Here is a 12043-nt window from a genome sequence, read left to right as displayed (position 1 = left end):
TGGGCATGATACGGCAGCTGTAATGTGCTGTTTGAAACACGCAGGGATAACTAGGAGTAACCGTAGGGCAGATGCGCGGTATCACCATTGAAAGTACCGCGTGGACAAGTAAAGCGTTGTCCACCCTACGCCACCAAACCAGCCTGCTCCGCCGATGCTTCGGTATTGCGTAGGGTGGACAACGGCGGAGCCTTTTCCACGCGCCACTCCCAGGCTACCTCGCTATAAATAACGTTTGGATCTGATTGAGCGCGACCAGCAAGCGGAGAAGACGGATAAATTAATCTGTCCCCTTTTTCCGTTGGTTCGCGATAGAAGACGCAAAGCGCCATCAGCTGGCGAAAACGTTAACAAGTCGGACTCCTTGGGATGGCGGAGTCGATGAGCTCCGCCAGACTTGTTAGGGTTTTGACCCTTCACTCATAGATTACGAAAGGAACTCGTATGGCCAAGCCCGCTGCCCGCTTATCCGACACCCACTCCTGCCCCATCCCCGGCCACGGTTCCAACCCCATAGCGGTTGGTTCGCCGGACGTCTTGTTCAACAACCTACCTGCCGCCCGAGTCGGTGACACCAGTAACTGTGGCGGCGCGATATCAGCAGGCGAAGCCACAATCTTGGTCAACGGCAAGCCGGTTGCCTTCCTCGGCAGCCCCACCACGCACGGAGGCAGTATCGTGACTGGCTCCGGCAACATTCTGGTCGGCTCGTCAGTGAGCACGGCGCCCTTCACCGCGCCAGCGCCGATGCCGATGCCGATGCCTAACCAGTTGGACGAGCATTTCGTGCTCAGCGATACCGACACCGGCCTGCCTTTGGCCAACCGCCCTTACAAGCTGAAGACGGCCTCCGGCAAGGTCATCGAAGGGCTCACTGACAAGCACGGTAAGACCAAACGTGCCGCGGCCTATACGGCCGAGACCGTGTCCGTCGAGTTCGCGCCACAAACCGAAATCTACATTGGCTGAGGGCGCAGCATGTCGAGCACGGAGCCAGTCGTCGCACAATCGAACCTGAGCCCTGCGAGTAATACGCAAGGCACCCCAGTTCAGGCCAGGCTATTCAAGATCACCGACATTCCGGCAGCCATGGATGCCATCAATTGGCCGGTTTCCGCCGCGCTGATGCGCCACTGGTTTCAGGGACAACCCTGGCCAACGGGAAATGGCGGCATGTCGCAGCGGGTCAAGGAACACGCCGAGTGACCCCCGGCGCAGTACATCGAGGAAAGCATCGTCAAGATGAGTTGGGTGGCTAGTTTCGATAAGGTCCAGCCGGTTCTCGCCGAACTGCGTCGAAGCTGGAACAACGCCGCCGCCATGGGTGAGATTCGTAAACATCTGCTCAAGGCCTATGGCGACAAGGGGCTCGGCTGCTATCGCCTGGTTTTCCCGAACCTGGCGAGTGCGGTGGAGCGCTTCGGCTACTTCAACTCACGCGCGATCACCTTCTCCAAGTGGGGCAGCGAAGGTCTCAACGACCTGCGCGGAGCGCTGGCGGACTTCAACCTGCGGGTGGTGGCCGAGGGTGACGTAGAGGTGCATGCAGATCGCATTCTGTTTCGCCCGAGAACCTTGCTGTTCTATGCCGAGGACAACTACGACTTCAACGACGATGGCTCGGTGTTCAGCCAGCCGCTGGGCTTCTGGAACTTCGATGGTATCGCTCCCAGCCTGCTGGCGGCCACGGCGCATAATGCCGGCGTCGATGCGGTCTCCCGCGGCATCATGCAGCAGTCGTTGTTCGGCATGAGTGCGCAGAACCAAAGGCGCTACATAGACGAACAGAGCAAACGCTACATGCTTGTGCTGAACAGCCATTTCGCCGACTACCGGGCCAGATACAAACGAGGCGGAGACTTCCGCGTATTTTCCGATCTACTACGCGAACCCTTGCCACCTGGCACGCCCGCCATCACCCTGCCGAAACACTGACATGAACAAAGCCATTCTCGTTGTATGCAGCCTTCTCGCCGCGCTCGCCCTGCTCTTTGGCTGGAGCCTGGCCGATGCGCTGAGCGCGCCGCCGTCGGTTTCGCAAGTCAGCCCGCACGGTGGTCATTTGATCGAAAGCGTGCCGGTACAGGGCTTGCTGGCCCCTGGCGGTGGCCTGTCGTATCTGCGCATCGTCGACCGTGCGGATCAGTCGAAGGTATTTCGCAGCCCGCTCTTTACCAGCCGCTCAGTGGACATGCGGACGAGCGAGGACAGCCAAAGCCTGGGCGTGACCTGGATTGCCTTCGACAAGCGCACCCATGGCTTTACCCTGAGCATCCCTCAATGGCGCCCGGACTGGCGCAACATCTTCTTCAGCAATACGCCCTACGAGGTCGTGCCGAACGGGTGAGCCACAAGAGAGGGCCGTTGAAGCTGAGCGCAACATGGCTGGATTTCAAATCGGGCGGGCATGATTCCGACGCGGTGCCAGACCGTTCAGACGCGCCGGGTTATTTATGACGGAACAGGGACAGAAATAAATCTGCCCTTTCAATCGTTAATCGAAGAAATTTTGCTCTATAAGAGCTTTCGTTATTGCTGCGGATAATTGAGGAGGGACCGCATTCCCAATCATCTCTCTAAGCGCAGTTACTTTCGAGACTGAAGAGAAATCGAAAAAATCGGGTATACCTTGCAACCTTGCCGCTTCGTGCGCTGTGATGAGACGACGTCGAGTGGGATGTACAAACCGTCCCTGACCCATAGACCCAAATCCACCAGTAATGGTCTGGGCCGGCTCTCCCCACTTCATTCTTCCATACATTGACATATAACTATGTTTTTTATCTTTATGACAGCGAGGTCTTAATTCGTTTGGCAAATCATAGATATCATGATCAAAAAGATAATTCACGCGAGCGACATTTTCAGCTGTCATCTGGGAGGATTTATAGAATGCTGTGCTTCCATTCGACGATTCATCTTCGATACCGGACAAATAGTCACCTACTGAAAAATCGACGGTCTCGTTATCAGCCAAGCACCGGTCGAAATCGAAAGCCTTTTTCCTAGTTGCCACGAGTACATGACGCCTCCTTTTCTGCGGAACGCCTAGCCGGCTCAGATTAACCACGGCACTACAAACGTGATAGCCAAGCTTCATCAGCCTATCTGTTGCAATGTTAACTACCTCGCCCTCATCCCTGATCACTGTCGGCACGTTTTCAATGATCGCAGCCGCCGGCTCAAGTACTTCAATAGCTCGAATAGCCCGTAGATACAGCGCATTTCGCGGGTCTTTTCTACGCGTACTATTGTTGAGATCGGAATGACCCTGGCAAGGGGGGCCAGCAAGGATTAAGTCAGTCGCTATCGCATGACTCATAGTTCTCTGTTCTATTTCAGTTATTTGATCCCCTATTCTGCCGTCAAACAAACACTCAACCGGCGTTTCAATCGCCACCTTCGGAGAAACTTTGAAATTTTTCCGATAAACAGCTAAGGGGCGGCTTGCAATGTCAGCGGAAAGCAGGATTTCCAGCTTTCTTCCACTTAAGCGAGCACCTTCCCAAGCGCCCAATGTTAAGCCACCGAATCCCGAGAACAAGTCAACTACACGTAGAGGTGCTGAACCTCGCTTAACGGCAGGCCATTTTTTCGCCTTAACCCAACGAGGGCCTGCAACCGCAACTGGCTTTATCACAAAACGCTCTGTGCTGAATAATTTGATCTGCGTGGTCATGTTTCAACCAGATAACTCTTGCGTTCACTGAACTTCAAAATATTTCGCAAAATGCTTCTAACGAAAACTACTGTTTGTTGCTTTATCGCATCAATATCCCCAACCGTAAACTGCCTGCCAACCTCAACGAAAGACGCGTTTCCATGAGCTAGCGCATTCCTCTGCTTTTTCACAAGCCCTAACTTTTCACCACCATTAGCCGAGTAATGAGTAGCACTGGATATTCCGTGCTTCCTGCATATCTTTCGTATTTCTTCAGCATCAAGATTACCCGACACAGGCAGACGTGCCGCATCTAATATAACACTGCTATCTTCAAAAATGTCGTTAATTATTTTTATTGTAATTTCTTGATAATTACGAGGTGAAGCGGAATGCCCATCTAAAATTAGAAAGCGCTGCCGAACCCACAAATCTCTAAAAAGCATATTTAACTGGGAAGGAGAAAGCGAATCGTGCTTGATCGACTCATATACCAGATCAAAGGAGGAGCGTATTGATGACTCAATCAAGTTATATAACAAAAGAAATGCGGAAGCCTTCATGATTTTGAAGCAGCCATCATCAATTTGCTTATTTCGATGAGTCTTCTTTTCCGCCCGATGAACTGAAGCACCGCCCTCTTCAACCATGGCCAAAAAGCGGATGAATTGGTCAATTTCTTTAACGCGATCATTGAAGTCGCTGAGGAGCATACTCACGCGGCGCGCCCTAGCAAGCTATCTCTGACAAATTCTATCCTTCCACGTAAACGTGGCCCCGAATTGCTCGCATGCGTAGTTGTATGTTTTATAAACTCAGGGGAATCAAGCCAAGTCATACTAACTGGCGTTACATCAGGATCTATTCGAAGCGCTAAATTTATACCCACTGCAAGAGCTTCAAACCGGACGCGCGGCGTCGTGTTTATAGATTCCGACTTTGTGAAGCCGTGCTGAAGATACCGCTGCGTGAATTTCAACATCGATTCAAACTCCTCTCGCATGCGCTCCTTATCAAACACGTGTTGATGTTGCCGAGCGTAGGCATCTAAAAATTTATCAACGTCGTGCTGGAAATCTTGGTAATGATCAGAGTAGGCGAAGAAGCGTAGAACCAATTCCTCGCCCTCCCTCCTCGACTTTGCGACTTCACTTATGGGGCATAGCTTCGAGAAGAGATGGTTGCTAGCCATTTCGCTTACGAAATCCATAAAGGGACCTACATACGCGCCACGTCGCACTTCGCTAGCGCGAGCACGCTCCCCAGTTGTGTTTACCCTGTTGAAAATCTCTTGTCGAAGATCGGCAGTCGTAGTGTCTTCGAGGACAACCACTCGGAGCGCTTTTGTTCCAATTTTCCGCTGCTGTGAGATGGGCAAGTCGTGAAACCGAAACTTATTAATCGCAGGGAGACGATCAAGCTTAGATAATTTAATATCTCCGTTCATGAACTGCTCAAGCGTTTGGATTCGTTGTGCTCCATCGACAATCTCAAGCCTCCCGTCGTCCATATCTGCTACGAACATCATCGGGATCGGAAGCCCAAGAATTACTGACTCGATAAACCTGCTCTGCTTTTCAGGGTTCCAAACAAACTCGCGCTGATAAGGCGGAATATAAAAAAACCCATCTCGAAACTCTTTTACTATATAGTCAATCGTAAAGTCACGTATATCGTATTTAACTTCTTTCTGTTTTTCTTTAATCTGCATCTCGGCAGCTTCTTTTTGCTGCTCGCTTAGCTTACTTCTGTTAATTCTCTTAGGTTTTTCGCTAAGCCCCAGATCCAGGCTCTTCTGCTTGGAGGACGAGCTTTTATCTCTCGTAGGCATTTTTGTAATCCTATTTACGACCGCATTCCGATGTTAGCGGCTTACTAAAAGCCGAGACGTGATTCAAATTTACCGTGGATTCAGCTCGTCTAGCCACTTTTCCAGCCGCTCGGCAAAACGGCGCTCGCCAGGCGTATCGAACTGGCATTGCGACCGAACGGGGAAGAAGCGGGCCATCTGTACCTTCCATGGTGATCGGGCTAGTGCCCGTGGTGCTGCCGCTGAGCCCAAGCCTGGGCGGGGAGTGTGATACCGGGCGCAAAAGGAGCGCCGCTTCGCCACGTTACCCACGGCTGTGTCGTCGGTAAAGCAACTAAGGGCTTAATCCAGGCTTTTTATGCGGCTTCTGGATACACGGTTTCGCTTAGGTCTAGCGCGGGCAGGGCGGCGAGCAAGGTAGGACGCTTAGACCGGCCCGCTCAACGCTCAGGCGTTCCCAGCATTTCCTTAACCTTGCTGGCAAAGGCATCGATGGCGAACGGCTTGGTGATCACGGTCATCTCCGGGCCGAGGAAGTCGTTGGCGGCGAAGCTTTCGGCGTAGCCGGTGGCGAAGATGACTTTCAGACCGGGCCGTTGCTGGCGGACGATCTCGGCCAGTTGCCGGCCGTTCATGCCCGGCAGGCCGACGTCGGTAATCAGCAGGTCGATACGATGGGCGCTTTCGGTGATGCTGAGGGCCTCGCTGGCCTCGCCGGCCTCCAGGGTCTTGTAGCCCAGGTCGTTGAGCACTTCGACCACCAGTGCGCGAACCACAGGTTCGTCCTCGACCACGAGAATGGTTTCGCCCGCGCCTTGCAGCGCGCGCTCCGGTTCGACCGGTAAGGGTGTCGAATCGCCCTTGTAGATGGGCAGGTAGAGGCAGACGCTGGTCCCGGCGCCTGGCTCGGACTCGATATGGATGTAGCCCTTGGCCTGTTTGATGTAGCCGTAGACCATCGAGAGCCCGAGGCCGGTGCCCTGGCCGATGGGTTTGGTAGTGAAGAAGGGTTCGAAGGCCCGCTCGATCACTTCCGGCGCCATGCCGGTGCCGGTGTCGGTGACGCTCAGCAGGACGTAGTCGCCTTCGGTCAGGCCGCGCTTTTTCGCATCGGGCTCCTTGCCCATATGGAAGTTGGCGGTCGCCAAGGTGATTCGCCCGCCGTGGGGCATGGCATCGCGTGCGTTGATGACGAGGTTGAGCAGCGCACTTTCGAGCTGATTGACGTCCATGCAGGCGTGCGGCAGGCCCGCACCGAGTTTGGTCTCGACGCGGATGTTTTCGCCCGTGGTGCGACGCAGTAGGTCTTCCAGCGAGGCCACCAACTGGTTGACGTCGACGGGCTTGAGGTCGAGCGTTTGCTGGCGTGAGAACGCCAGTAGCCGTTGTGTCAGCGCAGCGGCACGGTGGGCGGAGGTGACGGCGGCGTCGATGTAGCGCTCGACGTCCTGCACGTCGCCCCGGCGGGTGCGCCGCTGCATGAGGTCGAGGCTGCCGATGATGCCCGTCAGCAGGTTATTGAAGTCGTGGGCGATGCCGCCGGTGAGCTGGCCGACCGCTTCCATTTTCTGCGCCTGGCGCAGGGCTTCTTCGGTCCGGCTGCGCTCGGCCACCTCAGCTGCCACGCGGGCTTCGAGGTTATCGTTGAGCAAACGCAGGCGGTGCTCGCTGACCTTCAGAGCCTCTTCGGCACGCTTGCGCGCGCTGATATCGGCGCAGGCCCCGGCGACGCTGAAGGGTTTACCCGCGGCATCCAGGAATACTTTGGCCCTGCACATCAGCCATTTCACGGGGCCAGCGCGCGCCAGCCGGAACTCGACGGCAATACCGCGGCCTTCGGCACATCGGTCGAAGGCCAGCCGCACCGAAGGGCGATCCTTGGGGTGTACCAGCTCGAGAAACCGCTCATCGGTGTCGGGTTTCTGTCCCGGCGAGAGGTTGAATATCTGTTCCAGGGCACTATCGAAGTGAAGGCTGCCGTCGCACAGGTACCAGTTGAAGGTGCCCGTCCCGGACGCCAGCAGCGCTGCGCGGAAGCGCTCATCCCAGTATTCCGTCCGAGCGTTGGATGCGTCCGGACTGAGGACTCGGTCGGACACGTCCTCGGTATTGTGAACGATGCAGTACATCGTGCCCTTTTTGTCGAAGACCGGCAGGTTGATCGGGCTCCAGTAGCGCACCTCGAAGCCGCCACCTTCGGACGCCGGTCTGGTGACGTCGTAACGGGTAATCGCCATGCGATCGGGCACGCCGGTTCGCAGAACGCGCTCCAGCGAGGCGCGCAGCACACCGGCGCCGCAGGCTTCGGGCTTATCCGGGTCTTCCCCGAACACGTCGAAGATCGAACGACCGATGCATTCTTCGCGGCGCTTGTTGGTGGCTCGCAGACGCGCGTCGCTGGCGGCGAGCATGATGAAGTCGGGGTCAGCCGACAGGACGAGATTGTTTGCGGGCAAGGCCTCGAAGATGGTCTTGAAATCCAGTTCGTGCTTCATCGGGGCGGCCGCTGATCAAAAGCGAAAGCGCTCAATTGCTAAGACCGATGCCGCGTAAAGAGGTGCGCAGGCGGGCCCGCACGCTCATCCGAAAGATAGCGGGGAAGGCATCGGAATGGGCCGGAACAGGCAGCGCAGAGCGGGCGAGCCGGTCATCGGAACCCATCTGCGCTGGCGCATCGAGCAGGCGCTGCGTCGCCGGTTCGGTCACAGCGGCTCGAGTATCGATCAGCCGCAGGAAGGAACGGTCAATCGACCCTCGGCTCTACGGCAGCAGCCCCAGATCGATTGAGCAGCGAATGCTTACGGCGCGATCTCCAGCATGATCTTGCCAATATGCCGGCTGCTTTCCATCAGCCGGTGCGCCTGCGCCGCCTCCGCCAGCGGGAAGGTGGAATGGATCACCGGGCGGCACAGCCCTTGTTCCAGCAGCGGCCAGACCTTCGAGTGCAATGCCGTGGCGATGCCGGCCTTGTCCTCGCGGCTGCGCGGGCGCAGGGTCGAGCCGGTGAAGGTCAAGCGTTTGCGCATGATCGGGGAGGTGTCCAACTCAACACGGCTGCCTTTGAGGAAGGCGATCTGCACCAGGCGCCCGCCCAGCGCGAGGGATTTGACGTTGCGGGGGATGTAGTCGCCACCCACCATGTCGAGGATGACGTCAACGCCGTTGCCATCGGTGGCTTGCGCCACGGCTTCGACGAAGTCTTCCTCGTGGTAGTTGATGACCCGATCCGCGCCGGCGCGCTGGCACGCCTCGATCTTTTCGCTGTTGCCGACAGTGGTGAATACCGTGGCACCAAACTGCTTGGCCAGTTGGATCGCGGTGAGGCCGATGCCGCTGGAGCCGCCATGCACCAACAGGGTTTCGCCGGCCTGCAGCCCGCCGCGTTCGAACACGTTGGTCCAAACCGTGAAGTAGGTTTCCGGTAGCGCCGCCGCCTCCAGCAACGACAAACCCTTGGGAACCGGCAGACAGTGTTCGGCCGGCGCCACGCAGTATTCGGCATAGCCACCACCCGGGGTCAGCGCACAGACCTGATCGCCAATGGCCCAGCGATTCACCTCGGCACCGAGCGCGACGATCTCGCCGGCGATCTCCAGGCCCAGCAGCGGCGACGCATCCGGCGGCGGGGGGTAGCTGCCGGAGCGCTGAAACACGTCCGGACGATTGATTCCGGCGTAGGCCACTCGAACCAGCACATCGTGGGGGCCCGGCTCGGGAACTGGGCCGTCGGCCAGTCGCAGGCATTCTGCGTCGCCACCCGGACGATGCTCTATATGACGCATGGTTTGCTCACTCATGACTTTCGCTTTCCTTTCAAGGCCGGATCGGCGTGTTTTGCTTGAGGGTCGGTTCGTCGTCACAAGGTAGTGCGCAGCAGCCGCAACGCCAACCCTCGGATGAGATAGAGGTCCGCTTGCTGCCGTTGACGATGCCCTAAGCCGCCGACGACGGATTCATCGGCGGCTTGAGGCAGAAGGGAGCTCCCCGGTGAGCTCGCCAAGGGTGACGCGTGGCGGTTATTCCCGTTCCGATTTCGGCATTGGGATCGCTACGCTGCTTTCAACGCTGCCGGCCAGCGGGTTGCCCTCTTTGTAGAAGTGCTCAACCTCTTCGCGTGCCTGCAACCAGTGCTCGGCGTCCTGCCCTTCGGGGCGGCCTTTGGCGTCCCAGATTTCGTAGGCTCTTTCGCGTATGCGTTGTTCGATGTCCATTTGCGTCTCCTCGTGCGGTCGGTTCCAGGCCCGTCTTCGCGCCGTATGAGCCGGGTTAGAGGCCTCGGTTCGCCTCGGCAATTACGCGTCCTGGTATTTAGCAGAGGGGAGCGGGGCCAGGATGGTTCCGGTGTTTCGACCATAACCGACCAAAGCGTCATCTCCGGCGTTTCGGCGCCGGGTGCTCAGTTGTAACGGGCGCCCGCTCAGAGTACCGGTGACGCCGCACTCACCACGCGCAGGGCCATGCCCTCGTATGGATCGAGCTCAAGGGTCATCTCGCAGTTGTCGGTCAGATCGCCCTCGACCCGCTCGTGGATGATGTCCACCACCGGCCCAGGCGCGACACCCGGAAGGCAGATGGTTTCGCTGATGTGCTCGCCGCTGAAATTCAGTGCGGTGATCTGCACTCCCTTCCCGGCCGGCAGTTCATGCACCATGACCAGCAGCCCCGGTGCCTGAACGTCGGGAATCAGGATCTGCTTGCTCGCCGCAATGTCATAGGCGCGACGGACGCTGAGGATGTGCTTGAGCTGACAGGCGAAGGAGCCGGGCGTCTTCAGCTGCTCGACCAGGCTGCCATAGAGCGAGCGCGCTTTGGGCAGCCCTTCGCTGGAGGCGCTTGCTTCGGGTGCCAGATCCGCCAGATCGTAGGCGCCGCGGTGCAGCCAACGCGTGTCGCCATCGCCCATCAGGTGCTCGACCTGCTCAGCTTCCAGCGGCAGGGCGCCGACCAGATCCCAGCCGGAGAGGGCGAACACGCCAGGCTGCATGGCGTTGAACATTACCAGCAACAAATGCAGCCGCTTGATCTGCTCGACATCGGCCGGGCCAATGGTGCCAAGGTCGCGAATCCCGAGCGCGGCGGTGATGACGCTGACCGTGGTGCAGGACACGCCGTTGGTGACGAACTTGAGGTTGTAGGGCGCGTGCTCGCCAGTCAGCCGCTCGTACATTTCTTCGCGGATGTGCTCTCGGAGTATGCCGCCCGGCAGTGTCTGGCCGTGGTAGTGGTAATGGTCGTAGGCGTGCAGCGTCCAGAAGTGCACCAACTCCAAGGTCAGCTCATCATGGTTCTGCATGGCATGGATCAGCGAAGCCGGGTCGATGCCGAACGCGTGGACCTCGCGCAGCATCAGCCGCAGGAACTCGGTGTCACCGGTGAGCAGCGCGTGCTGATAGGCCGGGCGGGTGATGAAGTCGTAGGACAGGTCGGCACCACCGTGGGACATCGAGGCGATGTCATCGATGGTCAGGTTCAGCTCCTGAAAGCTGAAGCCGCCAGCCTTGCGGATCGTGCTGGCGATCAGTTGGTTGCCGGTCACCGACAGCGGGTGCCCCTCGGACCAGGCGGTGCCCTCGGCTCGGCGCTCGACACCGAGGAAGCCGTTGGCATCCAGACGGAGCACGCGCGCGCCGGAGACATCGATGGCATGCAAGGCATCGCCGATGATCAGCTGCTGGGCAGAGAAGGTCGGGTCCAGCCAGTTCAGCGAGGGCTGGCCTTCCTTGAAGTAGTGCAGATAGACCCAGCGCCGACGCTTGCCGTCGACGCCGGTCACCACGCCGGTGGCGCTCCAGTCGGTGTCCTTGATGCCGGGCTCGAAGAAGATGACCCGCTGCAGCTGACCGACGATGTAGTGCTTGTCCTTGAGTTGGTCGACCACCACTGGCGACAGGTTGATCGAGTCGCGTCCTTTGGGCACGTCAGGCAGCAAGGGCCAGTCTTCCTCGTTGATCTCGACCATGTGATAGAGGCCGGGATAGTCGCCGTAGGCCATTTCGGCGAGGCGGAAATCGGCCCCCTTGCCGGTGTGCGCCGGCACGATGTCGTCGATCACGATGGCATTGTGCGCCGCGGCCATGCGGCTGAGCTGCAGCATCTCTGCCTCGGTACCGAGGTTGGGGTCGATATCGAAGCTGATGCGGTCGAAATTGCCATCGATGGTCGGCGTGAACTCGCGCCCACGCAGGCCGCCAGAGCGCTTCATCGGGCCGTTGTGAATGCCCTGCACGCCGAGCTCCGACAAGGCACTCCAAAGGCGATCATCACCCAGCGCCTGCAGCACCGAGCCGCCCTCGGGCGTGATGATGGCGGCGGGGTAGGCAGTAAACCACACTGAGGAGATCGCGCTGGCGTCGCGCGGCCGCGCCTGCGCGTAGGGACGCTGCCAGAGCCGCGCCTGGCCTACATAGAGCCGGGCCCGCTGGCGGGCCGCGTGAAGCATGGACTGGCTTTCAAGCCATTCGATATAGGCGTTGTCTGGTGTGCTCATAACGACGTTGGGTTCCCGGTGCGCTGAGGGGAAATGTAGTCGTTTGAGTCGGACGCACCGGCATCGTTGCATCGAGCAACGTATC

The 12043-nt window shown here is 58.2% G+C and carries 10 protein-coding genes and 1 pseudogene; 4 read left to right on the top strand and 7 right to left on the bottom strand.

Annotated features, from left to right (window positions below; genetic code table 11):
* Positions 1-444: 444 nt before the first annotated feature.
* The 3 genes and pseudogenes from H3028_RS18260 (at position 445) to H3028_RS18245 (ending at position 2347) form a co-directional block, all read left to right on the top strand.
* Positions 445-969 carry a PAAR domain-containing protein gene (locus tag H3028_RS18260; RefSeq protein WP_181298649.1) on the top strand — a complete coding sequence of 175 codons (525 nt, stop codon included), beginning with the start codon at positions 445-447 and terminating at the stop codon, positions 967-969.
* A gap of 9 nt (positions 970-978) precedes the next feature.
* Positions 979-1935 (top strand): annotated as a pseudogene (locus H3028_RS18250) (DUF6402 family protein).
* 1 nt (position 1936) lies between these two features.
* A complete protein-coding gene (locus tag H3028_RS18245) occupies positions 1937-2347 on the top strand; it encodes a hypothetical protein (RefSeq protein ID WP_181298646.1) in 411 nt (136 codons plus the stop codon).
* Between the two features lie 147 nt (positions 2348-2494).
* Here the strand turns inward: H3028_RS18245 and H3028_RS18240 are convergent, their stop codons facing one another.
* From H3028_RS18240 to H3028_RS18225, 4 genes are all read right to left on the bottom strand, one after another.
* Complete coding sequence (locus H3028_RS18240) at positions 2495-3679, bottom strand: DNA cytosine methyltransferase (protein WP_181298645.1); 1185 nt, start codon at positions 3677-3679, stop codon at positions 2495-2497.
* Positions 3676-4374 carry an MAE_28990/MAE_18760 family HEPN-like nuclease gene (locus H3028_RS18235; protein WP_258237846.1) on the bottom strand — a complete coding sequence of 233 codons (699 nt, stop codon included), beginning with the start codon at positions 4372-4374 and terminating at the stop codon, positions 3676-3678. The genes H3028_RS18240 and H3028_RS18235 overlap by 4 nt, the downstream gene beginning before the upstream one ends.
* 2 nt (positions 4375-4376) lie before the next feature.
* Positions 4377-5492 carry a DUF262 domain-containing protein gene (locus H3028_RS18230; RefSeq protein WP_181298643.1) on the bottom strand — a complete coding sequence of 372 codons (1116 nt, stop codon included), beginning with the start codon at positions 5490-5492 and terminating at the stop codon, positions 4377-4379.
* 419 nt (positions 5493-5911) lie between these two features.
* On the bottom strand, positions 5912-7966 hold the full coding sequence (locus tag H3028_RS18225) for an ATP-binding protein (protein ID WP_181298642.1): 2055 nt from the start codon (positions 7964-7966) through the stop codon (positions 5912-5914).
* A gap of 115 nt (positions 7967-8081) precedes the next feature.
* On the opposite strand from H3028_RS18225, the gene H3028_RS18220 reads away from it, so the two are divergent.
* Entirely contained in the window at positions 8082-8258 is a 177-nt protein-coding gene (locus H3028_RS18220; RefSeq protein ID WP_181298641.1) for a hypothetical protein, read from the top strand.
* Positions 8259-8269: 11 nt separating this feature from the next.
* On the opposite strand, the gene H3028_RS18215 is transcribed toward H3028_RS18220, so the two are convergent.
* From H3028_RS18215 to treS, 3 genes are all read right to left on the bottom strand, one after another.
* On the bottom strand, positions 8270-9268 hold the full coding sequence (locus tag H3028_RS18215) for an NAD(P)H-quinone oxidoreductase (RefSeq protein WP_181298640.1): 999 nt from the start codon (positions 9266-9268) through the stop codon (positions 8270-8272).
* Between the two features lie 219 nt (positions 9269-9487).
* A complete protein-coding gene (locus tag H3028_RS18210) occupies positions 9488-9682 on the bottom strand; it encodes a DUF2934 domain-containing protein (RefSeq protein ID WP_181298639.1) in 195 nt (64 codons plus the stop codon).
* 206 nt (positions 9683-9888) lie between these two features.
* Positions 9889-11958 carry a maltose alpha-D-glucosyltransferase gene (treS, locus tag H3028_RS18205; protein WP_181298638.1) on the bottom strand — a complete coding sequence of 690 codons (2070 nt, stop codon included), beginning with the start codon at positions 11956-11958 and terminating at the stop codon, positions 9889-9891.
* Between the last annotated feature and the right edge of the window lie 85 nt (positions 11959-12043).

Source organism: Pseudomonas sp. Q2-TVG4-2 (genome assembly GCF_013620795.1).
Classification (GTDB): Bacteria; Pseudomonadota; Gammaproteobacteria; order Pseudomonadales; family Pseudomonadaceae; genus Stutzerimonas.
This window is presented reverse-complemented; position numbering and strand designations above follow the sequence as displayed.

Coding starts and splice junctions, on each gene's coding strand:
- H3028_RS18235 (WP_258237846.1), bottom strand. CDS start 4,374: ATGCTCCTCAGCGACTTCAATGATCGCGTTAAAGAAATTGACCAATTC.
- H3028_RS18220 (WP_181298641.1), top strand. CDS start 8,082: ATGGGCCGGAACAGGCAGCGCAGAGCGGGCGAGCCGGTCATCGGAACC.
- H3028_RS18225 (WP_181298642.1), bottom strand. CDS start 7,966: ATGAAGCACGAACTGGATTTCAAGACCATCTTCGAGGCCTTGCCCGCA.
- H3028_RS18260 (WP_181298649.1), top strand. CDS start 445: ATGGCCAAGCCCGCTGCCCGCTTATCCGACACCCACTCCTGCCCCATC.
- H3028_RS18245 (WP_181298646.1), top strand. CDS start 1,937: ATGAACAAAGCCATTCTCGTTGTATGCAGCCTTCTCGCCGCGCTCGCC.
- H3028_RS18240 (WP_181298645.1), bottom strand. CDS start 3,679: ATGACCACGCAGATCAAATTATTCAGCACAGAGCGTTTTGTGATAAAG.
- H3028_RS18230 (WP_181298643.1), bottom strand. CDS start 5,492: ATGCCTACGAGAGATAAAAGCTCGTCCTCCAAGCAGAAGAGCCTGGAT.
- H3028_RS18215 (WP_181298640.1), bottom strand. CDS start 9,268: ATGAGTGAGCAAACCATGCGTCATATAGAGCATCGTCCGGGTGGCGAC.
- treS (WP_181298638.1), bottom strand. CDS start 11,958: ATGAGCACACCAGACAACGCCTATATCGAATGGCTTGAAAGCCAGTCC.
- H3028_RS18210 (WP_181298639.1), bottom strand. CDS start 9,682: ATGGACATCGAACAACGCATACGCGAAAGAGCCTACGAAATCTGGGAC.